The following is a 26,713-nucleotide window of genomic DNA, read 5'->3' as shown; positions in this document are numbered from 1 at the left end:
GTTCTTCAGAACCACTGCTTGAAGCGGCGGATGTACAAGGTCTTCATGGTCTGGGCGACCACGCAGTAGCTAAGCAGTGTGCCCACCAGCCAAGGGAAGTATTCCCACGGCAGCGGAACCAGGCCGACCATGCTGCCCAGCGGCGAGAAGGGCACGTAGATTCCCAGCGCCATCACCAGCCCCGTCGCCAGCATTACCGGCAAGGCTGCAGTGCTCTGGATGAACGGGATCTTGCGGGTGCGCAGCATGTGCACCACCAGGGTCTGGGACAGCAGCCCTTCGATGAACCAGCCCGACTGGAACAGGCTGGCCATTTCCACGCTGTTGGCGGCGAACACGTACCACATCAGCGCGAAGGTGGTGATGTCGAAAATGGATGAGGTTGGCCCTATCCACAGCATGAACCGCCCGATGTTCCGGGCATCCCATTTGCGTGGCTTGGCCAGGTACTCCTTGTCCATCTTGTCCCATGGCAGCGCCAGCTGGGAGAAGTCGTACATCAGGTTCTGCAGCAACAGGTGAATCGCCAGCATCGGCAGGAAGGGGATGAAGGCACTGGCGACCAGCACCGAGAACACGTTGCCGAAGTTGGAGCTGGCGGTCATGTTCAGGTACTTCATGATGTTTCCGAAGGTCTCGCGACCCTTGATCACCCCTTCCTCCAGTACCATCAGGCTCTTTTCCAGCAGGATGATGTCTGCCGACTCCTTGGCAATGTCGGTGCCGCTGTCCACCGAGATGCCGACGTCGGCGTCGCGCAGGGCAGGGGCGTCGTTGATCCCGTCACCCAGAAACCCGACGGTGTGGCCGTTGGCTTGAAGGGCCTTGAGTACGCGGGACTTCTGCAGTGGCGTGAGCTTGGCGAACACCGTGCGCTCTTCCACCCGGCGCGCGAGCACCTCATCGTCCATGTGCTCGATGTCGCGGCCCAGCAGCGGCTCGCCTGCCTCCAGGCCCACTTCCCGGCAGATCTTGGCGGTAACGGTGGGGTTGTCGCCGGTGAGTACCTTGACCGTCACGCCGTTGTCGCGCAGTGCGGCGATGGCCGGGCCGGCGCTTTCCTTGGGCGGGTCGAGGAAGGTCAGCAAGCCTTCGATGATCAGCTCGCGCTCATCGCTGGCGCTGTACTGGCTCTGCGTCTGGCCTGCGGCTATTTGGCGGGTACCCACCAGCAGCACGCGAAAGCCGTCGCGGTTATAGGTCTCGGCGAGTTTGAGCAGGGCCGAACGGCGCTCGGCATCCAGGCTTACGGCAGTGCCCTGCTGGCGGACCCGGCTGGCGGTCTCCAGCATCTCTTCCACGGCGCCCTTGCACACCAGCAGGTGACCACCACTGGCATCGGCCAGGATCACCGACAGGCGCCGACGTACGAAGTCGAAGGGCAGTTCATCGACCTTGCGCCAGGCTGCCGGAGGGGTGAACTGCGGATTGTCCTCGGCGAAACTGACCACGGCGCGGTCCATGAGGTTTTTCATGCCGCTCTGGTGGTGGCTGTTGAGCCAGGCCAGTTGCAGCACCTCGTCGCAGCGGTTGCCGCCGACATCGACATGGTGTTCGAGGATGATGCGGTCCTGGGTCAGGGTGCCGGTCTTGTCGGTGCACAGTACGTCCATGGCGCCGAAGTTCTGGATCGCGTTCAGGCGCTTGACCACTACCTTGCGCCTGGCCATGGCGGCCGCACCCTTGGCCAGGTTGGCGCTGACGATCATCGGCAGCATTTCCGGGGTCAGGCCAACCGCTACCGCCAGGGCGAACATGAAGGCTTCGGCCCAGTCCCCCTTGGTGAAGCCGTTGATCAGCAGCACGATGGGTACCATCACCAGCATGAAGCGGATCAGCAGCCAGCTCACGCTGTTGACCCCGCGGTCGAAGGCGGTCTGCGCGCGGGAGCCGACGATGGAGCGGGCCAGTGAGCCGAAATAGGTACGAGCCCCGGTGGCGACCACCACGGCCGTGGCGGTCCCGCTGACCACGTTGGTGCCCATGAAGCAGATGTTGGGAAGGTCCAGCAGGTCCTGTTGGTCGGCGGCCTGGGCCTTGGCGGATTTTTCCTGCACCGCACCCAGGGTGTCGTACTTTTCCACTGGCAAGGCTTCGCCGGTCAGTACCGCCTGGCTGATGAACAGGTCGCGGGACTCGATCAGGCGAATGTCTGCGGGGATCATGTCGCCGGCAGACAGCTGGATGATGTCGCCCACCACCAGTTCGCGCATGGGTAGTTCTCGAACCCGCGCCTGGGCCCCTAGCTGCTCGCGCCGCAGCACGGCTGCGGTGGTGCGCACCATCGCCTTCAGGGCTTCGGCGGCCTTGGCCGATCGGTGTTCCTGCCAGAAACGCATCACGCCGCTCGCCAACATCATCACCAGCACGATGATCACGCCGGTCAGGTCGGTTTCTTCGCCGGCCTGCAGCGGCAGCCAGAAGTCGGTGAAGAAACTGATACCCGTCAAGGTCATCAGCACATAGATGAAGGGGTTGTTGAAAGCGTGCAGCAACTGCACCAGTGCATGGGGCGGACGGTCATGGGCGACTTCGTTGTGGCCGTCCCGTTGCAGGCGGCCCTGGGCTTCTTCTTCGGTGAGACCGGCGGGGCTGGAGTTGACGTTGGCCAGGGTAACGGCCAGGCCGTTCTGGGCCTCGCGCGCGGCGCGCATCGACAGCTTGTTGCTGTCACGGGTGGGGTGGGTGTGGCGGGGTGTTGGGTTTTTTACAGTCATGGTCTGTGCTCCTGCCGCCTGCTCGCGGCACGACACACCGACAACTCAACTAATCATAGGCGAGTGAAAGTATGTCGAGTCGCGGGCAGGCGATCGATTCGAAGAGTGGAATCTTTAGCGGTGACGTTCGCTGCCTGTTGAATGAACGTGCACAGGCAGCGAACCGACTACTGGCCTCTTCCATAATGTGCTCCACAGATTTTTATTAATGCGAAGGCAATAAAGTGCCGGCGAATTTTCCAACTAGGAAATTCGTTTTTTAATAAGCGCAAAGTTGCCGTTTATTCAAGGGGAAGTACGCACCCCGAATGCATGCAAACCTGGATCAGGCGTGCTGCAGAAACAGGGCGGCGCCCCGACTCGGTGGGTCCTGACTGTCGTCCAGGCTCCAGCGCTGCTGGCGTTGGCCGCTTGTGGAGCAGACGCGCCAACGGGCCCGCAAGGCGCTGCTGGCAGGGGAGTCGCAGAGGAGCCTTGGCGCACGCACGGGCAGCCTGGGCGCGCGCAGAAGCCTGGCCCGCAGGGCTGAAGTGAAGGCGCGTACGCCCGGTATTGCAGAAGAAGTGAAGTACATAACGTGTGCCTCGCGACCGGACGAACCGGGGAGGCAAGCCACGTTGGAGCATCAAGCCCTAGCGCAGCTTACCCGACCGCGGAGTCGAGTCCCGTCATTTTCAGGGTTAAGTGCCTGGCGTTGCGCAGCGGCAATGACCAGACAGCGTCTAGATACTATGTCCATTGGCTTCTTTGGTGAGTTGAAAAAAGGCCGGATTTCCGGCCCGCGCAATTTACTCAGGAGGGGGAGCGAAGTCAACAGCAATCAGGCGTGAAAATTGAAACGTTAATAAAATTTCACACAAAGCAGCCAGCGGCAGAGGAGAGTCTGCCTGTGCCAAGGAATAATGCTAAGTGGGCAGAGTTTCACCGGTGGAAGGGTAATATTTTTTTGAAACAGCAATTAATGTCTGTTTTGCTATAGCGATTCTGTATATGGCATTTTTTTATAATTGCTATGGTACTTGGCATGGATTCAAAACCAGCCAGGGAGTGGGGCTATGTCTAAAACTATTGTCGTCGTGGGGGGAGGTGTAGGCGGCACGATGCTCGCCAATCAATTGGTCAGACAACTTTACCCGGAAATACTCAAACACCAGGTCACGGTCAAACTGCTGTCGAATTCGCCGGATCATTATTACAAACCTGCCTTCATGTACGTTGCCTTCAACAGCTATTTCCAGGAAGACCTGAAACGGCCCGAGCGTTCGCTGTTGCGACCTGAAATCGACTTCCAGGTGGAGGAGGTGACCCGCTTCGACTTCACCGGGCAAACCCTGCACACCCGCTCTGGAAGGCGCGTGGGCTATGACTTTCTGGTGATCGCGACGGGCTGCGTACCCGCTCCCGAGCGCATCGAGGGGCTGCAGGAGGCGGGGGATCATTTCTATCAATACAAGGCGGCGCGACAATTGGCGCAACGTCTGATGACGATTGAAAAAGGGCGCATCTTCATATCCGTTTCTTTCCCACAGACGCCCAATGTTCCGCACCAGTGCGGTATTGCGCCGGTGGAAACTACCTTGATGCTGGATGACTTGCTGCGCCGTCGCGGTGTTCGCAATAACATTGAAATTGTTTATACCTATCCGACCACTGCGCAATTGCTCAGAAACTGTCTGTTCATGCAGCGGCCAACCGGAGAACTGTTGCCCACCCTTTTTGAACAGAAGAACATCAGGTTTCAGCGTGGCTTCACCCTGGACCGCGTGGACCCGGATCAACGTATTGCCTATTCGGCCGAAGGCCAGGCGCAGCCGTTCGACATCCTGATGGCGACCCCACCCATTCGTGCAGTGGACGCGGTGATACAGAGCGGTGCGTCCCAGGCCCCCAACAACGAGGGCTGGCTGCCGACCAACCACGAGACCCTGCAGGTCTACGGCCTGGAGAACGTCTACGTGATCGGCGACACCATGGACCTGCCCATCAGCAAGGCGGGCGGTGCCTGCCATAACCAGGCACCGGTGGTGGCCAACAACATCGCCGGCGAGATTCGCCTGGGCACCCCCTGCGCCGTCTACGACGGGAAGGTCCAGGCCGTTGCGCAGATGGGCCTCAACGCCGGCATGCCACTGACCTACAACTACCAGCAGGATGTGGTGCCCACCCCGCCGACCAAGCTGGGCGGCCTGTTGCGCAATGGATTCAACCGGGGCCTCTACTGGGCGGTTGCCCGTGGAATGATCTGAGTCGAGCGGTGCAGGAGTACGTCGATATGGAAACCTTCGAGCCTACCGTGGAACACCTTGCTCACCCGGGCGTTGATGCCCTGATGAAAAAACTCGAACCGCTGCTGGTCAGTGGTCGCATGGACAACATCATCGACTTGCTGTCGCTGGGGTCCGACCTGGTCGACCTGCTCGACACCGCGATGGTGGACAAGCTGGCCCATGGGTTCGAGGACGTGACAGCCCTGACCTGGACCGTGGGCAACGCGCTGCGCATGGCGCAGGCGCAGAGCAGCGATACCCAGCCACCAAGCCTGCTGGGCCTGGTGCAACTGCTGCGCGAGCCGCAAACGCGACGTGGTATCGCGCTGGTGTTGAGGGTGTTGAACAATCTTGGACGGCAATATTGATCGCATGGAGCGAGAGGAACGTGGCAATGCTTGTAAAACAGCAACAGGGTCTGCGCGGGAGTACGACCTGGGACCCGCAAGGCTATCAGCAGTTTTCGCGTTTGAGGGAGCGTCCGGTGATCGAGCTGCTCGATCACCTGCCGTTGCAGGCACCAGCGTCCATCTATGATTTGGGCTGTGGTACCGGAATCGCCACCCGGCTGCTGGCCGAACGCTGGCCGGAGGCACAGTTGTTCGGCGTCGACAGCTCGGCAGAAATGCTCGCCGAGGCCCGAGCCCTGCCGGTCAATGCCCAATGGCTGAACAGCGACATAGGCCAGTGGGAGCCCAAGCAGCCGGCAAGCCTGCTGTTCGCCGCTGCCGTGCTGCATTTCATGGAGGACCACGAAAACCTGCTGCCGCGGCTGCTCGGCAATCTGCACGCCGGCGGCTACCTGGCGCTGCACATGCCCAACTGGCGGGATGCACCCTGGTACCACCTGATGCTCAGGGCCCTGAGCGAATGCGGGCCTGCGGGCCGGGTGATCGGCACGCTGGAGCTGCGCAAGTTCATGTCGGCGCGCAATGTCCTGTCCCTGGACTGCTACTACCGGTTGCTGGCGCCGCTTACCAGCAAGCTGGATATCTGGGAAACCGAGCATCTGCAGGTGGTCGAAGGCCAGTCGCCGGTGTTCGACTGGGTCAAGGTTTCGGCACTGCGCCCGGTGCTCAGCTCCCTGGATGACGAGGACCGTGAGGCCTTTCTGCGCAAGTACCTCAGGCTTCTGGAAGCGCACTACCCGCGTGAGGACGACGGGCGCACGCTGTTCCCGTTCAAGCGCACCTTCATCGTGGCCTCGGTCTGAGATTGCCCTTGGGCGGTCACTCTCGACAGCCCTGCAAGCCGCGACTGGTCTCTCCCTCAGAATGAGGGGGGGCAGCGCGTGCAGGGCTTCTGGAGGGGGGGCGTTTTCGTTTTCTGTTCGCTTATTTTTGTTTGGGTTCGGGTCTGGCGACTGTCGGAGTGTCGGGCAGGAATGGTATGTTCTCCTCCAGAATGAAGATGAAGAAACTGGAATGATCATGCCTAGAGCCTCCCACCAAGATTTGCGCCGTGCCTTTCGTAAACTCCTGGCCTCCCCGGTCTGCTATCACACGGCTTCCGTGTTCGACCCGATGTCTGCGCGAATCGCCGCCGACCTCGGCTTCGAAGTCGGCATCCTGGGCGGCTCGGTGGCTTCGTTACAGGTGCTGGCGGCTCCGGACTTTGCCCTGATCACCTTGAGTGAATTTGCCGAGCAGGCCACGCGCATCGGGCGTGTCGCGCAGCTGCCGGTGATCGCCGACGCCGACCACGGCTACGGCAACGCGCTGAACGTGATGCGCACCGTCACCGAGCTCGAGCGCGCCGGCGTGGCTGCGCTGACCATCGAAGACACCCTGCTGCCTGCCCAGTTCGGGCGCAAGTCCACCGACCTGATCAGCATCGACGAAGGCGTGGGCAAGATCCGCGCTGCCCTGGAGGCTCGCGTCGACCAGGAGCTGTCGATCATCGCGCGCACCAATGCCGCGCTGATCCCGGTCGAAGAAGTCATTGCCCGCGTGGTCGCGTACCAGAATGCTGGCGCCGACGGCGTGTGCATGGTCGGCATTCGCGATTTCGATCACCTCGAAGAGATTGCCCGCCACGTCAGCGTGCCGCTGATGCTGGTGACCTACGGCAACCCGCAGCTGCACGACGACACGCGTCTGGCCGAGCTAGGCGTGCGTATCGCCGTGGATGGCCATGGCGCCTACTTCGCCGCGATCAAGGCCACCTACGACTGCCTGCGCGAGCAGCGCCGCATCACCAGCAGCGCCTCGGACCTCAGTGCCACCGAACTCACCCATACCTACACCGTACCCGGCGACTACATCGTCTGGGCGCGGGAGTTCATGGACGTCAACGAGTAACATCGCTTCACCTCAATATGGATAGCAAACGGATCAATTCATGAAGAAAACACTGGGAGTGGTGTGCGGGCTTGCCGTCGCCGTAGCGGCCGTATGCACGGCCGGGGCGTGGTATACGGGCAAGCAGTTGCCTGGCGTGCTGGAGCACGCTACCGCACAGTCCAATCTGCAGATGCAAAAGTCGTTCAAGGGCCTGGGTGCCACGGCGCGGCTTGAGCTGGTATCGCTGGAGCAACACCTGTTCAGCAGTGTCGCGCGTTACAGGTTCACCGTGCAGAACCTGGAGCTGGGCGATGAGCCGAGCAATCTGGAACTGACCCTGGTCGATCGCATCGAGCACGGGCCGTTTCCCTGGCAGCGGGTCAAGGCATTCAAGCTGATGCCGGTGATGGCGGCATCCAGCACCTCGATCGAGAAGGATGCCACCACAGCCGAGTGGTATGCGGCCAGCGGTGATGTCTCGCCGGTGCAGGGCGAGTTCAGCCTGGGCTATGACCAGTCGTATGACGGCACGTTGAGGCTGATGCCCCTGGACATCGCCAAGGACGGTTCGTCGGTGAAGTTCTCCGGCTTCGACCTGGGCATGAGCGGCGACTTCGAAGGCAAGCGCCTCAAGCTCGACGGCACCATGGGCACCTTGCAGGTGTCGATGGTCGATAGCGAGACGCCGCCGCTCAAGTTCGACCTCAAGGGCCTGAAACTGGTTGCAGACCTCACCCTGACGCCCTACGACTTCTATGAAGGCCAGGCCGACGTGACCCTGGACGACAGCGCCTTCACCTTTGGCGATCGCCAGGTACCGCTGACCGTCAAGGGTGTGGAGCAACGCAACACCTACAAGGTCAACGGCGACAAGGTCGATGCCAGGGCCGCCTACAAGGTCGACGCCATCACCTATGACGGCAAGGCCGTGGGCGGCGGGCAACTGGTGGTGGCGGTCAACCGCTTCGATATCCCTGCGCTGCAGGCGATCATGGCGATCTATGAGAAGCACATGCCCCAGTTGCAGGAGACGGCCGCTGCCGGCCAACCGCCCGAGCTGGAGCTGAATGCCGAAGAGCAGGCGCTGATGCAGGTGCAGATGATGCAGTTGCTGGCGGGCAAGCCTCAGGTGGCCGTGGAGGACCTTTCCTTCAAGACCGCCAACGGTGAAAGTCGCTTCAACCTCACCCTGGACCTGGCCAAGCCGACGTCGGCCGACCTGCCTTCCGATCAGCTGGTGCGCCAGATGATCGAGAAACTGCAGAGCAGCTTGTCGCTGTCCAAGCCGATGATCGGTGACCTGGCAGCCTTGCAGGCCAGCCTGGAAGGGCAGGACGAGGCGCAGGTCAAGCAGGCCGCAATGGCCGGCGAGATGGTCGGGCAGATGGCCTTGTATTCCAAGCTGGCCACGCTCAAGGGCAATGACATCATTGCCAACCTGCACTATGCCGATGGCCAGGTGGCCTTCAACGGGCAGAAGATGACCGTTGAAGAGTTCGCCGCGCTGGTGATGTCCAGCCTCGGCGGCCTGCAACCGGCAGGCAACTGACCGCTGGGCTGGCGGGCTTGCCCCGCCAGCCTGGTTTGGCAAAAAACCCTTTAGAATTCATTCGATTATCTGTAGCCTTCGGCAACCCATAAAACCCGAGGCCGCAGAGGGTCTTTGGTTCTGTCGTACAGGCTGAACCGTTATCCGATTTGCCAGGGCTCGGTGATACACTCGACTTACGCGCACTAGCGCCTGCAGGTCTTGCGAACATGACCCAGATTTCCGAACGCCTTCTGGTCCAGGCCCACCTCGACGCCAAGCAGCCCAAGCCGCTGACGCCCGAGCAAGAGGCTGACTACCGTGCCGCCATCGCCGCCGAGCTCAAGGCTCAGGACGCCGTGCTGGTGGCCCACTTCTACTGTGATCCGGTGATCCAGGCCCTGGCCGAGGAGACCGGCGGTTGCGTGTCCGACTCGCTGGAGATGGCCCGTTTCGGCAACCAGCATCCGGCCAAGACCGTGGTGGTGGCCGGTGTACGCTTCATGGGTGAGACGGCGAAGATCCTCAACCCCGAAAAGCGCGTGCTGATGCCGACCCTGGAGGCTACCTGCTCGCTCGACCTGGGTTGCCCGGTGGAGGACTTTTCGGCGTTCTGCGACAAGCACCCCGAGCGCACCGTTGTGGTGTATGCCAACACGTCGGCGGCGGTCAAGGCGCGGGCCGACTGGGTGGTGACCTCCAGCTGTGCGCTGGAGATCGTCGAAAGCCTGATGGACAACGGCGAGACCATCATCTGGGGGCCTGACCAGCACCTGGGCCGTTACATCCAGAAGAACACCGGCGCCGACATGTTGCTGTGGGACGGTGCCTGCATCGTTCACGAGGAGTTCAAGTCGCGTCAGTTGCTGGACATGAAGGCGCTGTACCCGGACGCGGCGATCCTGGTGCACCCCGAGTCGCCAGAGGCGGTGATCGACCTGGCCGATGCGGTGGGTTCCACCAGCCAGCTGATTGCGGCTGCGCAGCGCATGCCGAACAAGACCTTCATCGTGGCCACCGACCGCGGCATTTTCTACAAGATGCAGCAGCTGTGCCCGGACAAGGTCTTCGTCGAGGCGCCCACTGCCGGCAACGGCGCGGCGTGCCGCAGTTGCGCGCACTGCCCGTGGATGGCGATGAACACGCTTGAGCGCACCTTGCAGTGCCTGCGCGAGGGCAGCAACGAGATCTTCGTCGAGCCGGCGCTTATCCCGCAGGCACTCAAGCCACTCAAGCGCATGCTGGACTTCACCCAGGCGGCGCGGCTCAAGCTCTCCGGCAACGCCTGAAAGCAGCATCGCGGGTCGAGCCCGCTCCCACAAGGGGGCGGGGCTGACCCGCGATATGGTGTGCGCGCTACCTTGATGCGTGTCAGCGCATCATGTCCTTGACCATCCGCTGCTGCTCCATCAGCTCGCGCTGACGGGCATCGATCTTCGACGACAGCACAAAGTTGTTGCCCGCCCGCTGCTTGGCGTAGTCGAGCTGCTGCAAGGCCTGGTCGAAGTCGCCCACCAGGGCAAAGTACTCGGCGCGAGCCTGGTGCAGGCCGATTGTGTTGCCCGACAGGCCGCGAACCTCCGCCACCTCATACCAGACATCCGGGTCTTGCGGCCGATTCTTGAGCAGCGCATCCAGCGCCTTCTCTGCCTCGGCCGGGCGGTTCTGCTTGAGCAGCAGGTCGATGCGTGACTGCTGCAGCGGGTAGTTGCCCGGGTACAGGGCTCGCATCTTCTCCACCCGTTGCTGGGCATCGGCCAGGCGGTTGTTGGTGACGTCCAGGTCGATCTGCGCAAGGTTGTAGGTGATGTCGTTGGGTGCCTTGGCGAGCAAGGGCTTGAGGCTCTCGCGGGCCTCGTTGAGCTGGCCGCCCTTGATCTGCGCCAGTGCCAGGCCGTAACGCGCCGCATCCAGGTTGGGGTTTTCGTCCAGCAGGGCGCGGAAGCGCTTGGCACCCAGGCCCGGCGTGCCTTCGTAGGTCAGTTGCAGGCGTGCACGAATCAACTGGTAGCGCAGGCTGTCATCCACACCGCCCTTGGGGGACTGTTCGGCACGGTTGCGGGTGTCGGCGACCCGCGACTCGGTAACCGGGTGAGTCAGCAGAAACTCCGGTGGCTTGGCGCTGTACTGGTACTGGCGCATCAGCCGTTCGAACATGGTCGGCATGTTGCGTGGATCGTAGCCGGCCTTTTCCAGGTTGAGGATGCCGATGCGGTCGGCCTCCTGTTCGTTCTGGCGCGAGAAGCGCCGTTGTTCCTGGATGGCGGCGGCCTGGGTGCCGGCAATCGCGGCGATGCCGGCATCGCCAGCCCCGGCAGCGGCGGCAATGATGCCCACCAGCAGGGCGCCCATCATCGGCAGTTGCATGCGTTGCTGGGCTTCCACGCCGCGGGCGAAGTGGCGTTGCGACAAGTGCGCCAGTTCGTGGGCCAGCACCGAGGCGTACTCGCCCTCGGTCTGGGCGTTCAGGAACAGGCCGCCGTTGACCCCCACGATCCCGCCGGGGGCGGCGAAGGCGTTGAGTTCCTTGCTGTCGATCAGGATGAACTCCAGGCGCCGGTCCTGCAGCTGGCTGGTTTCGGCAAGGCGGTAGACGCTGGTTTCGACGTAGTCCTTGAGCTGGGGGTCGGACAGCTGGCGCACGTTGCCGCGCAGCAGGCTCAACCAGGCGCGGCCCAGTTGGTGTTCCTGTTGCGGGGAAACGATGGCCGAGCTGGCGTCGCCGAGTGACGGCAGGTCGTCGGCATGGCTCGGTAGAGCCAGCAGGCAAGCCAGCGTCAGCAGGGTAGGGCGCAGAAAATTCATGCACGAAGCTCGGGTCGACAAAGAACCTTACTGTAGCCGGCTCACACGTTGACGACCAGTGGCGGTATCCTACGAGGTCTGTGCATGCCGCTACCTGCCGTGGGCATGCACCTGCCTGGAGAAGCCCGATGACCGATGCCGTACCCTGCGACGCCGAACTGGATGCCAGCGGCCTGAATTGCCCCTTGCCGTTGCTCAAGGCCAAGATGGAGCTCAACCGCCTGGGCAGTGGTGCAGTACTCAAGGTGGTGGCCACCGATGCCGGCTCGCAGCGCGACTTCCGCACTTTTGCCCGCCTGGCCGGTCATACGCTGCTGCATGAGCAGGCCGACGCCGGGGTCTACACCTACTGGCTCAAGAAAGCCTGAACCCTTCTTTTTAAGGATCACCGATGTTCAAAGTGCTTCGTGGCTGGCTGCACCGCTATTTCTCGGATGAAGAAGCGGTGGTGCTGGCGGTCCTGCTGTTTCTGGGGTTCACCGCGATACTGACCCTGGGCGGCATGCTGGCTCCGGTGCTGGCGGGCATGGTGCTGGCGTTCCTGATGCAGGGCCTGGTCAATGCGTTGGAGCGCCTGCGGGTGCCCAGCAAGGTGGCGGTGGGGCTGGTGTTCCTGCTGTTCCTGAGCGCGCTGGCGGTGTTCCTGCTGGTGCTGGTGCCGTTGCTCTGGCACCAGTTGATCACCCTGTTCAACGAACTGCCGGGCATGCTTGGCAAGTGGCAGTCGCTGCTGTTGCTGCTGCCGGAGCGCTACCCGCATCTGGTCTCGGATGAGCAGGTGCTGCAGGCCATCGAGGCGATGCGCGGCGAGATCGGCAAGTTCGGTCAATGGGCGCTGACCTTCTCGCTGTCGAGCCTGCCGTTGCTGGTCAACATCATGATCTACCTGGTGCTGGTGCCGATCCTGGTGTTCTTCTTTCTCAAGGACCGCGAGCAGATCGCGCGCTGGGTCAGCGGCTACCTGCCGCGCGAGCGGGCCCTGATGACCCGCGTGGCCGAGGAGATGAACCGCCAGATCGCCAACTACATTCGCGGCAAGGGCATCGAGATCCTGATCTGCGGCGTGGCCACCTACATCGCGTTCATCGCACTGGGCCTGAATTATGCGGCGCTGCTTGCGCTGCTGGTGGGGTTGTCGGTGGTGGTGCCGTATGTGGGGGCGGTGGTGGTAACCGTACCGGTGACCCTGATTGCCCTGTTCCAGTGGGGCTGGGGCGACCAGTTCATCTACCTGATGGCGGTGTACGCGATCATCCAGGCGCTGGACGGCAACGTGCTGGTGCCGCTGCTGTTCTCCGAAGCGGTCAGCCTGCACCCGGTGGCGATCATCTGCGCAGTACTGCTGTTTGGCGGATTGTGGGGCTTCTGGGGGATCTTCTTCGCGATCCCGCTGGCTACGCTGTTCAAGGCGGTGCTCGACGCCTGGCCGCGGCGTGAGCCGGTGGTGGCGCCGCTGCTCTAGCCGCGGCGCACGCTTCGCCGGCGAAGCGCTTCAGCCCTTGTTCAATGCTTGCGCCTGCGCCAGCACCGCTTCCACATGCCCGGGCACCTTCACGCCGCGCCATTCCTTGCGTAGCACACCCTCGCTGTCGATCAGGAAGGTGCTGCGGTCCACCCCCATGTATTCCTTGCCGTACAGCTTCTTGAGCTTGATCACGTCGAACAGCTGGCACAGGGCTTCGTCCTTGTCGCTGATCAGCTCGAACGGGAAGCCCTGCTTGGCCTTGAAGTTCTCGTGGGACTTGAGCCCGTCACGCGATACGCCGAACACCTCGGTGTTGGCCGCCTGGAACGCCGCGTACTGGTCGCGAAAGCCCTGGCCTTCGGTGGTGCAGCCCGGGGTGCTGTCCTTGGGGTAGAAGTAGATCACCACTTGGCGACCCTTCAGGCCGCTCAGGCTGACGGTCTTGGCGCCGGTGGCTTGCGCCTCGAAATCGGCGACGGGTTGGTCGAGTGCTACGGCCATTGCGGGTTTCCTTACATGGGGTTCTGTGGGCGCCACGGTTCGATCAGCGCATCCAGGTTCAGGGCGTCGGAGAAGTCCAGGAACTGGTCACGCAGCCAGCTGATCTGGGTGCCGGCCGGCAGGGTCACGGTGAACGTGGCGTTGAGCATGGTGCCGCCGGTCTGTGGTGCCTGATAGGTGTCGCAGGTCAGGTTCTCCAGCTCGACGTTGTGGTCGATGAAGAACTGGCACAGCTCGTTGATGATGTCGGGGCGGTACGCGGCACTGACATAGGCGACGTAGGGCAGCGACAGCGGGCGCACTTCGAGTTCGGCGCTACGCACCACATTCACGGTGAAGGTGTGCTTCTTGGCCAGGGTCGGCAGCGCCGCTTCGAAACGCGCCAGGGCGTCCCAGCTACCGGTGACCTGCAGCACCAGTGCGCTGCACTCGCCGTGGCGGGTCAGGCGCGAGGTGACGACCGAGCAGCGATTGTCGTTGCTGGCCCGGCACAGAATGTTGGTCAGTTCCATGGGGTTTGCGCCCAGGGCACTGATGACAAGGAATTGTTCGCGAACGGTGGGGGTGGACATGCAGCATTCCTAAAGCGATGAGCGGTCGGTACGTGACGGGGCAAATAGGCTTGTCGGCGTGGTTCCGTGGCTCAGGATCGAGGGCTCGGGCACTGTCGGGGCGCGTTGTCGGCAGCCCGGCGGGCCGCTGTGTACCGATCAAAGAGAGAAGGGTAGCGAAAATGGTCGCCGAGGGGAATGCTCCTGCCGCCTGCTTCGCTTGTGCAAGCCCTGTGGCGCCAGTACCATTACCGCTCTCTTTTTCCGGCAGGAGCAGCTTCATGATTGCGGGCAGTATGGTGGCATTGGTCACACCCATGGATGCACAAGGGCGTCTTGACTGGGACAGCCTCAGCAAACTCGTGGACTTCCACCTGGAAAACGGCACCCACGCCATCGTTGCGGTCGGTACCACCGGCGAATCGGCGACCCTGGATGTCAATGAGCACATCGAAGTCATCAAGGCCGTGGTCAAGCAGGTCAACGGCCGTATTCCGGTGATCGCCGGTACGGGTGCCAACTCCACCAGCGAAGCAGTGCACCTGACCCGCAATGCCAAGGACGCCGGTGCCGACGCCTGCCTGCTGGTGGTGCCTTACTACAACAAGCCGACCCAGGAAGGCCTGTACCAGCACTTCAAGCACATTGCCGAAGCCGTCGACATCCCGCAGATCCTCTACAACGTGCCCGGCCGTACCGCCTGTGACATGCAGGCCGAGACCGTGATCCGTCTCTCGAGCGTGCCGAACATCATCGGCATCAAGGAAGCCACCGGCGACCTCAAGCGTGCCAAGGCGATCCTGGATGGCGTGAGCAAGGATTTCATCGTGCTGTCCGGCGATGATCCGACCGCCGTCGAACTGATCCTGCTGGGCGGTAAAGGCAACATCTCGGTGACCGCCAACGTCGCCCCGCGCGAAATGGCCGACCTGTGCAACGCCGCACTCGAAGGCAAGGCCGACGAGGCCCGCGCCATCAACGAAAAACTGATGCCCCTGCACAAGGACCTGTTCGTCGAAGCCAACCCGATTCCGGTGAAGTGGGCTTTGGTCGAAATGGGTCTGATGCACAAGGGCATCCGCCTGCCGCTGACCTGGCTGAGCGAATCCTGTCACGATACGGTACGCCAGGCCATGCGCCAGTGCGGCCTGAAGTTTTAATTGAGGACGTACACCGCATGAAGCGATTGGCTGGTCTTTCCGCCCTTGCCTTGATCATCTCCAGCACCAGTGGTTGTGGCTGGCTCTGGGGCGAAGAGGGTTACTTCCGTGACCGGGGCAGCGATTATCTGGAGGCCACTCAAAAGCCGCCGATGCAGCTGCCGCCGGATGTCAGCAACGTCAAGCGTCTTGACCCGCTGCTGCCGATTCCGCGCAACGTCGCCGACGACAACGTCAAGGGCGAGTTCGAAGTGCCGCGTCCACAGCCGTTGGCGGCAGGTGCCGACATCAGCGATTTCAGCCTGCAGAAGAGCGGCGCTTCGCGTTGGGTCCTGGCCCAGCGCGCCCCGGCGGAGGTGTGGCCGGTGGCCCACCAGTTCTTCGAGGACAACGGCTTCCGCATCGCCGAAGAGCGCCCGCAGACCGGCGAGTTCAGCACCACCTGGCAGCGTTTCGACGAGTTGTCGGCGTCCATGGCCCAGCGCCTGGGCGGTGTTGCAGGCAGCAGCAGCAATGAAATCCGTGCCCGGGTTCGCATCGAGCCGGGCGTACAGCGCAATACCAGTGAAGTCTATGTGGTGACCGTCGAGCGTGCTGCCGGCAGCGCCACCGAACAGGACTTCCCGGCACGCGCCGAGAACACCGGTGTGGACGCTGCACTGGTCGACGAAATGCTTGCCAGCATGACCCGCAGCGCCGAGAAGGGCGGTTCGGTATCGCTGCTGGCGGCCCGTGACTTCGATACCCCGAGCCGTGTCAGCCTGAGCGAAGACGGTAGCGGCAACCCGGTACTGAACCTGGGCGCCGACCTCGATCGCGCGTGGTCCAGCGTCGGCCGTGCCCTGGAACAGGGCGAATGGCGGGTTGAGGATATCAACCGCAGCCTGGGCCTGTACTACATCAACCTTGCCGAAAAAGCCGAGGCCAAGGACCAGGAGCCTGGTTTCTTCAGCCGCCTGTTCGGCAGCGCGCCGAGCAAGGAAGAGCGTGAAGCCCGCGCCGAGCGCTATCAGGTACGCCTGAGCAAGGTGGGTGAAAGCGTGCAGGTGACGGTCGAGAAGAACATCAACACCGTGGCCCCGGCCGATGTGGCCCGTCGCGTGCTGAGCGTCATCCAGGACAACCTGGGTTAAGTGCGCTTCGCCGTACTCGGAAGTGGCAGCCAGGGAAATGGCACGCTGATTGTCAGTGGCAGTACCTGCGTACTGGTCGATTGCGGGTTCTCCCTGCGCGAAACCGAGCGGCGTCTGGCGCTGCTCGGCGTGTCGGCGGCGCAGTTGAGCGCGGTGCTGGTGACCCACGAGCATGCCGACCACGTGCATGGGGTGGGTTTGCTGGCGCGGCGCTACAATGTGCCGGTGTACCTCAGTCGTGGCACCTTGCGCGGGATGCGCAAGCCCGTGGAGCCCAGCGGCTTCCTGGCAGCTGGCGATACCCTGCAGCTGGGTGCATTGAGCATTGCCGCCGTTGGCGTCAGCCACGATGCGCTGGAGCCCTTGCAGTATGTGTTCAGCGATGGCCGCCGCCGGTTTGGCGTGCTGACCGACCTGGGCTCGTACGACGCGGCCCTGCTCGACAGCTATCAGGGCCTGGACGCCTTGCTGATCGAAGCCAACCATTGTCGCGACATGCTGGGCCGCGGGCATTACCCGATGTTCCTCAAGCAGCGCGTGGGTGGCGACTACGGACATTTGAACAACCACCAGGCCGCGCGCCTGGTGTCGGAGTTGGGCTGGCAGAACCTGCAGCACCTGGTGCTGGCCCACCTCAGCAGCAAGAACAACCTGCCACAGCTGGCCCGGCAATGTTTCGTCGACGCCCTCGGGTGTGACCCGGACTGGCTGCAAGTGGCGAATCAGGATTACGGGCTCGACTGGCGCGAAATCGCCTAGCCCATTTCAATTTAGCAAGCGGAGCCCATCATGGAAAAACGTGAAGAACTCTACCGCGGCAAAGCCAAGTCGGTGTACAAGACCGACGACGCCGACCGCTTGATCCTGCTGTTTCGCAACGACACCTCGGCGTTCGACGGCAAGCGTATCGAACAGCTCGACCGCAAGGGCATGGTGAACAACAAGTTCAACGCCTTCATCATGCAGAAGCTTGAAGAAGCCGGCATTCCAACCCAGTTCGACAAGCTGCTGGGCGACAACGAATGCCTGGTCAAGAAGCTCGACATGATTCCGGTCGAGTGCGTGGTGCGCAACTACGCAGCCGGCAGCCTGGTCAAGCGCCTGGGCGTGGAGGAGGGCATCAAGCTGGAGCCGTCGACGTTCGAGCTGTTCCTCAAGAACGACGAGAAGGGCGACCCGTTCATCAATGAATCCCACGTGGTTGCGTTCGGCTGGGGCACCGCCGAGCAGCTGGTGAAAATGAAGGCGCTGTCGTTGAAGGTCAACGAAGTGCTGAGCAAGCTGTTCGACGACGCTGGTCTGCTGCTGGTGGACTTCAAGCTCGAGTTCGGCGTGTTCCATGGCGAGATCGTGCTGGGTGACGAGTTCAGCCCGGATGGTTGCCGCCTGTGGGACAAGGAAACCCGCAAGAAGATGGACAAGGACCGCTTCCGTCAGGGTCTGGGCGACGTGATCGAAGCCTACGAAGAAGTTGCCAAGCGTCTGGGCGTGCCGCTGTAAGCGCGTGACTGACGCAAGCGCCTGATACCACGCGAATTTTTTTCACAAGAAGCTTTGCGTTTGGGAAAACTGCTGGTATCATGCGCGCCACTGGAGAGATGCCGGAGTGGCCGAACGGGACGGATTCGAAATCCGTTGTACTGGCAACAGTACCTAGGGTTCAAATCCCTATCTCTCCGCCAAATACAAGGCCCCGAGCGCTTATAGCACTCGGGGCTTTTTGCATTTGGGGGAATTTTGGGGGAATGGGGGAGCGTGATCTTCCCCCAAGCATTCGCTATGATTCCCCCATGGCCTACTACGAGAAACGCGGCGATGCCTGGCGCGCCCAGATCCGCCGCAAAGGATATCCAACCCTTTCCGCGACCTTCGACACCAAGTCAGAAGCCCAGCGCTGGGCTGCTGAGGTTGAAGGCGATATGTCGCGTGCGCGATTCGTCGACATGCGCGAGGCCGAGAGCACCACCCTGGCCGAGGCCTTGGACCGTTACCTGGCAGAGGTTACCTCTACGAAGAAGGGCGCCCGGCAGGAAGAGGTCCGCATCAAGAAGTGGAAGGAGCACAAGCTGGCCAGCAAGGGCCTGGCTGCTATCCGCTCGAGCGACATGGCCGCGTACCGCGATGCTGAACTGAAGGAAGGGAAGTCTTCGGCAACCGTCCGGCTCAACCTGGCGGTGATCAGCCACCTCTACACGGTGGCCACCAAGGAGTGGGGCATCGAGGGGCTGACGAACCCGTGTAGGGCGATCCGGATGCCGAAGGGGAGCAAGGAGCGGGATAGGCGGCCGACGCCGGCGGAGCTCGCGGCTCTCTACAAGGCTGCAGGCCAGATGAATGCCCAGCTCCCAGTGTTTATCGAGCTGGCGGTGGAGACGGCAATGCGTCGGTCGGAACTTCTACTGCTGCGCCGGGACCAGGTGCGCGGCAAGGTTGCCTACCTGGAGGACACGAAGAACGGCGAGCGTCGCGCTGTGCCACTGTCTTCTCGGGCGATTGCCTTACTTGAGGGGTTGCCCACGCCAATCGGTGGCGGTCGATATTTCAGCCTGGCGCTCAACACAATCAGTAACTACTTCCCCAGGGCCTGCGAGGCTGCTGGGATTGAAGGCCTACGCCTTCACGACCTGCGCCACGAGGCGACCAGTCGTTTCTTCGAGCGCGGCTTCACTATGATGGAAGTCGCGAGTATCACCGGCCATAAGACCCTCGCGATGCTCAAACGCTACACGCACCTCAGCCCACAGGACCTCGCCGAAAAGCTCGGCTGAGGTCAGGCAACCCGGAGAGACGGCGGTTCTTTCCGCTTCCGCCCCGGCTTCGTCTTCTGGTGCTCTCCATCCCTGAACTCGCGCAGGAACTTGCGCACGTCCTCTTTCAGCCAGCAATGCCGGTTACCCATCTTGAAGCTCTTGGGCAGCCATGGCACACCGCGGCGAATCCCTTCCCTGATCGACGCCTCGGTGCGGCCCAGCAGCTTGGCCAGACCTTCTACCGTCAGCACCTCGGTTTCTTCGCTCACTCTTTCCTCCCGACCTGACGCGTCAGGTTCTGGTTGTCACGTGAATCTGTCGCGTCAGCAGCCTGTAGATCGGCGATCACCGACTTGATCCCGGCCACATAGCTGCCTGGCCGGCCGACAGTCGCCCCAGAAAGGCGATCAATCACCACCCCGACCGGATATCCCCTCAGGCAACCGACCAGGTCGATAGCCCAGCTGCGCCCCTCTAGAAACATGAAGCGATTGATCGGGCCGCTCGCCACAACTTCCGGGCGGGCGCCAACAGCGCTCGCGGAAGCGGTTTTCGCTGGCGGCCTGGCCGAAGCCCTGGACTGAACCGAATGAATGCGCCCGCGAGCTCGGCAGAGCGCCATATCAGCGAGCGTGCGCATTTCTGGCACCCTCCGTGTCGGCCACCACTCGCATGTGTAACTTGATGCCGCAGGCAGTGGCCAGGCGGGTCAAGTCACCAACGGTGGTGCTGCCTTCCTGCAGTGCTTGGCCGAGGCGAACCAGGCGCTGACCAAGATCGCCGATCTCGCTACGCTGCCGGGCTGCTTGCTCAAGCGTCGGCATGGCGTCCCCCTTGAGCGGCCTGGTAGCCCGCCAGGAACATCTCGTAGCGCGCACGAGTGGACACATCGACAAAGCTGCCGCGGCCTTTCGTCATGTACTCCTCGGGAAGGTCAGCGGGATTCAGCTTGATGAACAGGTCAACCGGATCGATGCTGGCGGCAGCGCGGGCTGGGCGCGCTGGGTGTGCATCGCCCTGGGCCTGGATCTTGTCGTAGATCTCCTGGCGGTGGATGGCAACACCTGCTGGCGCTTCTATGCCGAGGCGTGTCTGCATGCCGCTGACGGCAACCACCGTCACGCTGATGTCGTCATTGATGCGGATGGTTTCGCCAGTGCGGCGACTCAAAATCAACATGGTTCAACTCCCTGCCGAGTAGTGGGGTGGTCGACGTAACCACCCCCTTGGGGTTACTTGCCTACACCGATGAATGGGGTGGCCGTGCCGCTGGTCATGTACACCGGCAGCTTGCCGTCCCACTTCTCGATCGCATTGAGCTCTACCACGCCAGGGTTCTTCCGTAGTGCCTCGCCCCGGATGTTCAGTGACTCGGCCTCACCCTGAGCGCGCAGTACCGCTGCGTCCTTCAGGCCCTTGGCCTCCTCACGCGCCTTGTCAGCTTCGGCGATTACCTGGGCCACCTCGTTCTGGCGCTGAGCCGTTTTTTGCGTCGCCTCGATCTTCAGGTTCAGCGCGGCCACCACCTTCTCTGGCAGGCCGATCTCTCCGTTCAAGTACAGGCTCTCGACCACGATGCCTCGGCTGTCGAAGTGGTCGCGCACGCGGCTTTCAACGTCCTTCAGGAATCGCTCCTTGTTTGGCCCGTAGATCTCTTCGGCGGTGAGCTTCGACGCGGTGTTGTTGAAGGCAGTGCGGATCACCTGCGGCACGTTGACCTGGACGATCTCGTCCATGGATTTTCGGTAGGTCTGGAACAGCAGCGGTGCTGACCCAGGCTTGGCACGCAGGGTCATGCCGATCGGTGTGCTGATCTTCATGCCGTCCTTGTCCTGGAACGTCACTGCGCCGATGTTGATGTTCTGGTTGAACGTCGGGAACAGGAACAGCTCCTCGTTCCAGGTCAGCCACTTGTAGCCCACGCTGGTTTCCGTGGGCGCCACGCCCTTGTCGCTGCCCATCAGGTTGACGATCACGCCCGTGTAGCCGGCAGGGACCTTGGAGCAGCCTGCGGTGATAGCGAGCAGGCACAGCATTGCAACGGCGGCGATCCGCTTCATAGGTTTTCCTCTTTGGTGGTTGCCGCTGGAGTGCGGCGTTTTTTGAAAAGGTGGTAGGCCCCGACAGCCGACCCGGTCAGCCAGATGGCGACAAGGGCGAAGCCGAGCAGCACCAGATCGGTGGATTGACTGCTGATGAATGCCGGCGCAATGAAGCGCAGGACCGCCAGCGACACGGCCAGGTAGAGCAGGGCGCATACCAGGGAAATCGACAGATCAAGGGTTCTGATCGTGGGTTGCTTCATCACTTTCTCCAGGGCGAGCAAAGGCCCGCCGCGTTGTTGGCTTTCGCAAAAATCAGGGTTGGGTTAAGTCAGCGCGGGAGTCATGCCACCGCCGAGGCGCACTCGGCGCGCCGGTAGATTCTGGATGCAGCAAAGCTGCGCTCGCCTGGTCGGCGGATGCGGGTGAATTCTTCGGTGCTGGTGATGGACTGGCCGACAAGGACGGCGCACAGCGCGAGGATCGCTGGGGAGATCAGGCCGCGCCGAATGGCTTCAGCGACGAGGGCTGGGCGCCTGTAAACGCCAAGCTTGTGCATAGCGGCCTCGATGCGTCCTTTGATGGAGCGAGGGGAAAGGCCATCGCGCAGGGCGATCTCTTTGTCAGTATGGCCGGCAGCTACAGCTACCAAGCAAGCTAGCTCTCGCTCAGCCAGTCCAAGGCCGAGATTTCCGCGCCATGAGCCAACAATGACAAATTCCATGAGGTGACGCTCCATGCTTCGCTGAAGATGGAGGTATAGTGCTGGCGGGATTGGTAGATGTCAATCCTTGCGGGATTAATTTTATAGTCCTGGGATTTTTGCGTCGACAACACGTCCGATGATTTCCCAATCACCGTCAATTTCTACAGGTTTGTATGCAGCGTTTAGCGGGATCAGATACTCCGACCCTGCGTCGTACAGATACTGTTTGAAGGTTTTCTCTCCGTCGCGGTGCCTGGCAACGTAAAATTTTCCGCTAATCAGGTCGAAGCCTTCCGGCCTGACCAATATTTTGGTCCCTTCTGGAAAACTGGGGTTCGTCTGGGACGTCATGGACGGACCTCTAACCTCAAGCCAGTAACCAGCATCCCCGGCGTTTTCTGTGGAGTCGATGAATTCTTCTGCGCGGCCTGCGCGATAGCTGTCTGGCGACTCCGCCTTATCTCCTGCCGCAATCCAGCTTATCAATGGATAGCTCCTTGCTGCTTTCCATGGTTGCTTCGTTGGCACCACGTTCGATCCCGATATCTCGGCAAAGGCCATCACGTGCTCATACGCACGCTCTGACAGTGAGGCATTGGCCTCCCCCATCAGATCGATAACGCCGGCCAGGCGCGGGCTAAAGCTCGAAACAGGTACGCCTAAAAGCCTGGCTACGTTAGCGGCAAACTCGACGTTCAGGGCGTTTCTACCGTTTAGGTAATGACTGAACGAGCCCTGATTCATGCCCAGCGCTTCTGCTGCCTTTTCTTGGGTCAATCCAAGCTCTTTGCGCTTTTCCATGAAGATCGATTTGAGTGCAGCGCACTCGTGAAGCCGCTCTGGAGACAGGGTTTTCTTTTTCATGAGGCGACCTTATGTCGAGCGGCATTTGAATTCAAATCCCGCAAGGATTGACTTTAAAAAATCCCGCCAGCACTATAAAAGCAACACAAGATCTTGGAGCCAATCCAGTGCAGCGAATCCCTCTTGCTGAGTATGCAGCCAAACGGCATGCCAAGACGGCGGAAAAACTTGGAATGAGCCAGGGCTCACTGAGCAAGGCTATTCGTCAGGGGCGATCCATTTTTGTGATCGTCACGCCCGATGGCGCTGTTCGCGCCGTTGAAGAAAAGCCATTTCCTGGGCAGCGTCGGCTGCCATCAACTGGCTGGCGGACAAATAGTAATCCCGCAGGGTCTGAGTCGTCAGGTCTTGAAGTACCTGTTAATCCATCCAGTGCTGGAGGTGCGCAGTGAACAACGTGATCAGGCTCGATTACGAGGGTCGCCAGGTTGACTTCGATGCGGCCGGTTGGTTGAACGCTACCCGTATCGCGCAGAGTTTCGGGCGCGATCCGTATGAATGGATTCGCCTGCCCGATACCCAGCGTTACCTAAAAGGCCTTGAGCGTAGATACGGGAAAATCCCGTATGTACGGAGAAGCCGGGCTCGGTTGGATCGTGGCGGCGGTACTTGGATCAGTCCGAAGCTGGCCGTCAAGTTCGCCAAATGGCTATCGGTCGACTTTGAAATTTGGTGCGACGAGCAGATTGACCGGCTGCTCCATGGTGAACCATCCGCTCTGGAAGATTTTCACCGCGTGTGCCGCAAGTATGACGATCGCAAGGCTCTGGCCAGTTTGCATGGTCAAGGGCTCAACCAGTGGAAGCGAGACGAGCCTGTGCTGCTTGGCGAAATCGAACGCGGCCGCCAACTGCTGCAAATGACCCTGGGCCTCAGCGACCCAAACACCAACTTCACAAAGCAGGCGCTGCCATGAAGGCCTGCCCATCCCTGTTTTTGTTGAGCGGCTGAATCGCGCGCAACAAAAAGCCCGCTTCGCAGGCGGGCTCTTTAACCGTCCCAGGCAAGGGACTTTTTGAATCTTCGTCGTAAGGAGACGAATTCATGCACCCAAAAAATAGCAAAACCCCACTTGCAGCGCAACTACCCCTGCTGCGCCCGATGGATTTCGGTGCCCATGAGTTCGAGGGTGATGCGGTCTTTCGCATCAATGCCGACGTTAATTTTATGGACGGGCTAACCCTGGCCGTGGGGCTCACGGAGGGCATACACCAGCTCACGCACAGACTTGCGCTTGCAGCCAACTTGGGAGAGGACATTCGCGTGAATGAGCTCAGGGCGCTGGCGTTCCTGGCCGATGCCGCGAACACGTTGAACCGCAGCGCGCAGGTTGCCCTGGAGAAGTGGGAGGTTCAGCCATGACCTCGCCACTTGTAACCTCCTCCAGCACGTTCGGCCAGAACGGCCGGGAATTCTTCTTCGCAACAGTGCCCGGCGTCAGTTGCGCCGACGCCCTCAACTTGGCTAGTGCAAGCCTGTCTTCAGTCGAAGACCTGCTTGGTCAGCTTGTTCAGATCGAAGAAAGCTGCCACGTGGCTTTTGCAATCCGGGCCCTAGCAAGCCAGGCGAAGGCACTGATCGACTCAAGCGTTACGGCCTTCGAGCTGGCAGAAGTTCCCGCGCCACAAAACAAAACCTCGCCAGCTTGTGGTGCGGAGGTGTCGGCATGAGCAAGCACCCCCAAACCCTTGCCAGCCCGTTCGCTACTTACGGTCTCCACGATGTGCTGGAGGCCTCGGGCGGGATACCAGTACACGAATCCTTGGATGCTGCTACCGATCGCCTGGAGGCAGTGGTCGCTGGCCTGCGCGAGCTGATGCAGGAGCAGGCCGTGACTCATCACGCCACTCTCGTGTACTACGCCGCCGAGAGCGCTCTGGCGCTCGTCTACTCAGCTCACGCTGGCGTCGATCCGGCTGGAGGTGCCGCATGAGCATCGCAATCGCTGATTCTCGCGACGTTGCAGTGGCTGTCGCGCACGATGCAATTGACCAGCTCGCCGCAGCGGTTGACACCATCAACCAGCTTGAGGCGCTTTTAAAGGCTGCGCGCCCCGGGGTAGGCCGACACACGGATGCTGCGCGCCTTCTGGATCTTGGCGTCTACGCGGCGATGGACCAGGCCAATGGCTTCGACTGTATGCGAGAAGCCTTGCTGGAGCGTCTGGCCAGTTCCGCGCCACAAAAACGGACCTCACCAAAACGTGGCGCAGGAGGTGCGGCATGCTGATCACTAGGGCCAACTCCACGACGGCCCCATCTGCGGGCGAGCTCTTGCAGGACGTAATCATCACCCCTGAGGAAATCGCCCGTTTCAACGAGGCTCGTGAGGCATTCCGGGTTATCAAGTCCCTCTATTGGGCGCATGTGGTCCCTGACCTTGGCGGGTTCTCTAATCCCGTGGTCGGTGAGCTTGAGCGTCAGATGGAGGCCGTCGTGCTCTCGACGCGCAACTTCCTCTATCCAAACCGAAATGCAGCCGCCAGTCATAACGCAAAGGACGTGGGAGGTGCGGCATGAACCTGGTCCCATTCAGCTTCAAGGGCGCCCTTGTTCGCGTGGTGACCGATGACATTGGCGAGCCTTGGTTCGTAGCGAAGGACGTTGCCGAGCAGTTGGGGTACGTGTGGAACGGTACCAGTCGCATTGAGCACGTACCTGAGCAGTGGAGAGGGGTCACATCCGTTGTGACCCCCTCCGGTAGCCAGCAGATGGCCGTGGTGAGCGAGCAGGGCTTGTACTTCTTCCTCGGGCGATCCGACAAGCCAGGGGCTCTTCCACTGCAGATGTGGGTGGCGGGGGAGGTAATCCCATCGATTCGCAAGACGGGCAGCTATCAGCGACCGATGACGCCTGCTGAGCAACTGCTGGCGCAGGCGCAGACGATGGTCACGCTCGAACGCCAGCAGGCCGAGCAGCAGGTGGCACTGGAGCGTGTCGAGCACCGTATGGATGAGCTCAGCCAGACTATGGTCTGGGACCACTGCCCGCAGAACTGCCAGTCGCTCACCCGCATCAAGGAAACGATGCTCAAGCGGCACGGGCTGTCCGGCGCGGTTGTGGACTATGTGCTCAAGGTCTGGCCCAACCAGCCAAACCCGGCCGGCATGGTACGCAATGGCCACGAGGAAGCTCTCGGCTCGCAGTACCTGGTCTGGTCGAAGAGCCATGTCACCGCCACTTTCCACCGCTTCGTCTCCGAATCAACGATGGTCACCGCCACCCAGGCGACCCACCCATATTTTGAGGGCCGGTTCCGCCTGGTCCAGAAGGTGCACCCATGAGCAACGTTCTCAATTTCCCCGCGCCGGCTGAGACTGAAGTGATCAGTGAAGAAGCTTTCCGCAAGTACACAGACGCGGCCTTGCTGCTGAAGTGCTTCGAGGTCATCAAGGACACGCTCGACGTGATCGACGAGCCCGAGTACCACATCGAGAAAGAGGACGACACACACATCGACCTCATTCGGGCCTTCTGGGGGCTCAAGGTGCTGTTCAACCGGAAGACTGGTCATGACGCGGCTGTCGTGGCTCAAGACCACTGGAAGGCCATGAGGCGGCATTTGCTTGAGGGCGCGCCTTATCCGGATCAACTGATCCCGATAGCCGAGGCGCTTATCAGGCCGACCCCGCCTGACGGGTATAGCCATTTGAGCAACCTGGAGCTGGCCTGCGCAGCGTTCAACGCAGTCGACAAGGTCAGGCTTGGTACCACTGCAACCCTGGCCGCTGATAACGCGCAGATCACGGCGACAGTGTCGGTAGAGGCGATCAACGCCACTACTGCGCTGGACATCCTTGTACGTCGCCTGGCTGGCGGATCGCTGACCGACTTGGGTCAGCACGCCGCCAGGATCACCGGTCTTGGCTCGGAGACTCTGCAATGAAACCGTCTACCCCCCCCCCAGGCGCTCCAGCAGCGCGCTGGCGCCTCGATCATTACA

General features: G+C 61.5%; 33 protein-coding genes, 1 tRNA gene and 1 pseudogene. 23 read left to right on the top strand and 12 right to left on the bottom strand.

The window, feature by feature from the left end; translation table 11 throughout:
* Positions 1-5 precede the first annotated feature (5 nt).
* Positions 6-2,717 carry a magnesium-translocating P-type ATPase gene (mgtA, locus tag MF6396_RS07830; RefSeq protein WP_078480037.1) on the bottom strand — a complete coding sequence of 904 codons (2,712 nt, stop codon included), beginning with the start codon at positions 2,715-2,717 and terminating at the stop codon, positions 6-8.
* Positions 2,718-3,772: 1,055 nt separating this feature from the next.
* On the opposite strand from mgtA, the gene MF6396_RS07820 reads away from it, so the two are divergent.
* From MF6396_RS07820 to nadA, 6 genes are all read left to right on the top strand, one after another.
* Entirely contained in the window at positions 3,773-4,963 is a 1,191-nt protein-coding gene (locus tag MF6396_RS07820; protein ID WP_058541512.1) for an NAD(P)/FAD-dependent oxidoreductase, read from the top strand.
* Between the two features lie 26 nt (positions 4,964-4,989).
* Positions 4,990-5,352 (top strand): DUF1641 domain-containing protein, encoded by a 363-nt coding sequence (locus MF6396_RS07815; RefSeq protein WP_078480035.1) that lies wholly within the window; start codon positions 4,990-4,992, stop codon positions 5,350-5,352.
* Positions 5,353-5,378: 26 nt separating this feature from the next.
* On the top strand, positions 5,379-6,197 hold the full coding sequence (locus tag MF6396_RS07810) for a methyltransferase domain-containing protein (protein WP_043864230.1): 819 nt from the start codon (positions 5,379-5,381) through the stop codon (positions 6,195-6,197).
* A 217-nt stretch (positions 6,198-6,414) separates the two neighbouring features.
* Positions 6,415-7,284, top strand: a complete 870-nt coding sequence (locus tag MF6396_RS07805; RefSeq protein WP_043864299.1) for an isocitrate lyase/PEP mutase family protein — start codon at positions 6,415-6,417, stop codon at positions 7,282-7,284.
* 40 nt (positions 7,285-7,324) lie between these two features.
* Positions 7,325-8,815, top strand: a complete 1,491-nt coding sequence (locus tag MF6396_RS07800; protein ID WP_078480034.1) for a YdgA family protein — start codon at positions 7,325-7,327, stop codon at positions 8,813-8,815.
* Between the two features lie 209 nt (positions 8,816-9,024).
* Entirely contained in the window at positions 9,025-10,083 is a 1,059-nt protein-coding gene (gene nadA, locus MF6396_RS07795; RefSeq protein WP_043864228.1) for a quinolinate synthase NadA, read from the top strand.
* Positions 10,084-10,165: 82 nt separating this feature from the next.
* On the opposite strand, the gene MF6396_RS07790 is transcribed toward nadA, so the two are convergent.
* A complete protein-coding gene (locus MF6396_RS07790) occupies positions 10,166-11,599 on the bottom strand; it encodes a M48 family metalloprotease (protein WP_078480033.1) in 1,434 nt (477 codons plus the stop codon).
* Between the two features lie 128 nt (positions 11,600-11,727).
* On the opposite strand from MF6396_RS07790, the gene MF6396_RS07785 reads away from it, so the two are divergent.
* Together MF6396_RS07785 and MF6396_RS07780 are read left to right on the top strand one after the other, a co-directional pair.
* Entirely contained in the window at positions 11,728-11,967 is a 240-nt protein-coding gene (locus tag MF6396_RS07785; RefSeq protein ID WP_043864226.1) for a sulfurtransferase TusA family protein, read from the top strand.
* Positions 11,968-11,990: 23 nt separating this feature from the next.
* Positions 11,991-13,061 (top strand): AI-2E family transporter, encoded by a 1,071-nt coding sequence (locus MF6396_RS07780; RefSeq protein ID WP_043864225.1) that lies wholly within the window; start codon positions 11,991-11,993, stop codon positions 13,059-13,061.
* 30 nt (positions 13,062-13,091) lie between these two features.
* On the opposite strand, the gene MF6396_RS07775 is transcribed toward MF6396_RS07780, so the two are convergent.
* Both MF6396_RS07775 and MF6396_RS07770 read right to left on the bottom strand, forming a co-directional pair.
* Positions 13,092-13,565 (bottom strand): peroxiredoxin, encoded by a 474-nt coding sequence (locus MF6396_RS07775; RefSeq protein WP_043864224.1) that lies wholly within the window; start codon positions 13,563-13,565, stop codon positions 13,092-13,094.
* Between the two features lie 11 nt (positions 13,566-13,576).
* Positions 13,577-14,137 (bottom strand): glycine cleavage system protein R, encoded by a 561-nt coding sequence (locus MF6396_RS07770; protein WP_043864223.1) that lies wholly within the window; start codon positions 14,135-14,137, stop codon positions 13,577-13,579.
* Positions 14,138-14,397: 260 nt separating this feature from the next.
* Here MF6396_RS07770 and dapA point away from each other — a divergent pair, with 260 nt between their 5' ends.
* The 6 genes from dapA to MF6396_RS07740 all read left to right on the top strand — a co-directional run bounded on the left by dapA (position 14,398) and on the right by MF6396_RS07740 (position 19,177).
* The gene (gene dapA / locus MF6396_RS07765) at positions 14,398-15,276 is read left to right on the top strand and encodes a 4-hydroxy-tetrahydrodipicolinate synthase (RefSeq protein ID WP_043864222.1); all 879 of its coding nucleotides are present in this window, start codon (positions 14,398-14,400) and stop codon (positions 15,274-15,276) included.
* A gap of 17 nt (positions 15,277-15,293) precedes the next feature.
* Positions 15,294-16,409: an outer membrane protein assembly factor BamC gene (bamC, locus tag MF6396_RS07760; protein ID WP_078480032.1), complete on the top strand. Its 1,116-nt coding sequence runs from the start codon at positions 15,294-15,296 to the stop codon at positions 16,407-16,409.
* Positions 16,410-17,168 carry an MBL fold metallo-hydrolase gene (locus MF6396_RS07755; protein WP_043864220.1) on the top strand — a complete coding sequence of 253 codons (759 nt, stop codon included), beginning with the start codon at positions 16,410-16,412 and terminating at the stop codon, positions 17,166-17,168.
* 30 nt (positions 17,169-17,198) lie between these two features.
* Positions 17,199-17,909 (top strand): phosphoribosylaminoimidazolesuccinocarboxamide synthase, encoded by a 711-nt coding sequence (gene purC / locus MF6396_RS07750; RefSeq protein ID WP_010223163.1) that lies wholly within the window; start codon positions 17,199-17,201, stop codon positions 17,907-17,909.
* Between the two features lie 92 nt (positions 17,910-18,001).
* Positions 18,002-18,091, top strand: a tRNA-Ser gene (locus tag MF6396_RS07745).
* Between the two features lie 108 nt (positions 18,092-18,199).
* Entirely contained in the window at positions 18,200-19,177 is a 978-nt protein-coding gene (locus MF6396_RS07740; protein ID WP_161493027.1) for a site-specific integrase, read from the top strand.
* A gap of 2 nt (positions 19,178-19,179) precedes the next feature.
* On the opposite strand, the gene MF6396_RS07735 is transcribed toward MF6396_RS07740, so the two are convergent.
* The 8 genes and pseudogenes from MF6396_RS07735 to MF6396_RS07700 form a co-directional block, all read right to left on the bottom strand.
* Positions 19,180-19,428, bottom strand: coding sequence for a helix-turn-helix transcriptional regulator (locus MF6396_RS07735; RefSeq protein ID WP_078480030.1), 249 nt, complete (start codon positions 19,426-19,428; stop codon positions 19,180-19,182).
* Complete coding sequence (locus MF6396_RS07730) at positions 19,425-19,799, bottom strand: hypothetical protein (RefSeq protein ID WP_078480029.1); 375 nt, start codon at positions 19,797-19,799, stop codon at positions 19,425-19,427. Before MF6396_RS07730 ends, MF6396_RS07735 begins: the two co-directional genes overlap by 4 nt.
* Entirely contained in the window at positions 19,783-19,983 is a 201-nt protein-coding gene (locus MF6396_RS07725) for a hypothetical protein (RefSeq protein ID WP_078480028.1), read from the bottom strand. Before MF6396_RS07725 ends, MF6396_RS07730 begins: the two co-directional genes overlap by 17 nt.
* A 175-nt stretch (positions 19,984-20,158) precedes the next feature.
* Positions 20,159-20,338 (bottom strand): annotated as a pseudogene (gene csrA / locus MF6396_RS28985) (carbon storage regulator CsrA); the annotation flags it as partial.
* A 53-nt stretch (positions 20,339-20,391) separates the two neighbouring features.
* Positions 20,392-21,219 carry an SPFH domain-containing protein gene (locus MF6396_RS07715; RefSeq protein ID WP_078480026.1) on the bottom strand — a complete coding sequence of 276 codons (828 nt, stop codon included), beginning with the start codon at positions 21,217-21,219 and terminating at the stop codon, positions 20,392-20,394.
* Entirely contained in the window at positions 21,216-21,464 is a 249-nt protein-coding gene (locus MF6396_RS07710; RefSeq protein WP_078480025.1) for a hypothetical protein, read from the bottom strand. Before MF6396_RS07710 ends, MF6396_RS07715 begins: the two co-directional genes overlap by 4 nt.
* Before the next feature lie 80 nt (positions 21,465-21,544).
* Positions 21,545-21,925, bottom strand: a complete 381-nt coding sequence (locus tag MF6396_RS07705; protein ID WP_078480024.1) for a response regulator transcription factor — start codon at positions 21,923-21,925, stop codon at positions 21,545-21,547.
* Positions 21,926-22,006: 81 nt separating this feature from the next.
* A complete protein-coding gene (locus tag MF6396_RS07700; protein WP_078480023.1) occupies positions 22,007-22,771 on the bottom strand; it encodes a LexA family transcriptional regulator in 765 nt (254 codons plus the stop codon).
* Positions 22,772-22,878: 107 nt separating this feature from the next.
* Here MF6396_RS07700 and MF6396_RS07695 point away from each other — a divergent pair, with 107 nt between their 5' ends.
* The 9 genes from MF6396_RS07695 to MF6396_RS07655 all read left to right on the top strand — a co-directional run bounded on the left by MF6396_RS07695 (position 22,879) and on the right by MF6396_RS07655 (position 26,656).
* Positions 22,879-23,163 (top strand): Cro/CI family transcriptional regulator, encoded by a 285-nt coding sequence (locus MF6396_RS07695; RefSeq protein ID WP_078480022.1) that lies wholly within the window; start codon positions 22,879-22,881, stop codon positions 23,161-23,163.
* A complete protein-coding gene (locus MF6396_RS07690) occupies positions 23,160-23,687 on the top strand; it encodes a KilA-N domain-containing protein (RefSeq protein ID WP_078480021.1) in 528 nt (175 codons plus the stop codon). The genes MF6396_RS07695 and MF6396_RS07690 overlap by 4 nt, the downstream gene beginning before the upstream one ends.
* 128 nt (positions 23,688-23,815) lie before the next feature.
* On the top strand, positions 23,816-24,133 hold the full coding sequence (locus MF6396_RS07685) for a hypothetical protein (protein WP_238596419.1): 318 nt from the start codon (positions 23,816-23,818) through the stop codon (positions 24,131-24,133).
* Complete coding sequence (locus MF6396_RS07680) at positions 24,130-24,441, top strand: hypothetical protein (protein ID WP_078480020.1); 312 nt, start codon at positions 24,130-24,132, stop codon at positions 24,439-24,441. Before MF6396_RS07685 ends, MF6396_RS07680 begins: the two co-directional genes overlap by 4 nt.
* Positions 24,438-24,704, top strand: a complete 267-nt coding sequence (locus MF6396_RS07675; protein WP_078480019.1) for a hypothetical protein — start codon at positions 24,438-24,440, stop codon at positions 24,702-24,704. The genes MF6396_RS07680 and MF6396_RS07675 overlap by 4 nt, the downstream gene beginning before the upstream one ends.
* Entirely contained in the window at positions 24,701-25,000 is a 300-nt protein-coding gene (locus tag MF6396_RS07670; RefSeq protein WP_078480018.1) for a hypothetical protein, read from the top strand. The genes MF6396_RS07675 and MF6396_RS07670 overlap by 4 nt, the downstream gene beginning before the upstream one ends.
* Positions 24,994-25,290 (top strand): hypothetical protein, encoded by a 297-nt coding sequence (locus MF6396_RS07665; protein ID WP_078480017.1) that lies wholly within the window; start codon positions 24,994-24,996, stop codon positions 25,288-25,290. The genes MF6396_RS07670 and MF6396_RS07665 overlap by 7 nt, the downstream gene beginning before the upstream one ends.
* A complete protein-coding gene (locus tag MF6396_RS07660) occupies positions 25,287-26,054 on the top strand; it encodes a BRO-N domain-containing protein (protein WP_078480016.1) in 768 nt (255 codons plus the stop codon). Before MF6396_RS07665 ends, MF6396_RS07660 begins: the two co-directional genes overlap by 4 nt.
* Positions 26,051-26,656, top strand: coding sequence for a hypothetical protein (locus MF6396_RS07655; RefSeq protein ID WP_078480015.1), 606 nt, complete (start codon positions 26,051-26,053; stop codon positions 26,654-26,656). Before MF6396_RS07660 ends, MF6396_RS07655 begins: the two co-directional genes overlap by 4 nt.
* The last annotated feature ends 57 nt before the right edge of the window (positions 26,657-26,713 follow it).

The organism is Pseudomonas sp. MF6396, assembly GCF_002018915.1.
In the GTDB taxonomy this organism is placed as follows: Bacteria; Pseudomonadota; Gammaproteobacteria; order Pseudomonadales; family Pseudomonadaceae; genus Aquipseudomonas; species Aquipseudomonas palmensis.
Note: the sequence above shows the minus strand (reverse complement) of the source record. Positions and strands in the feature narration are given on the sequence as shown.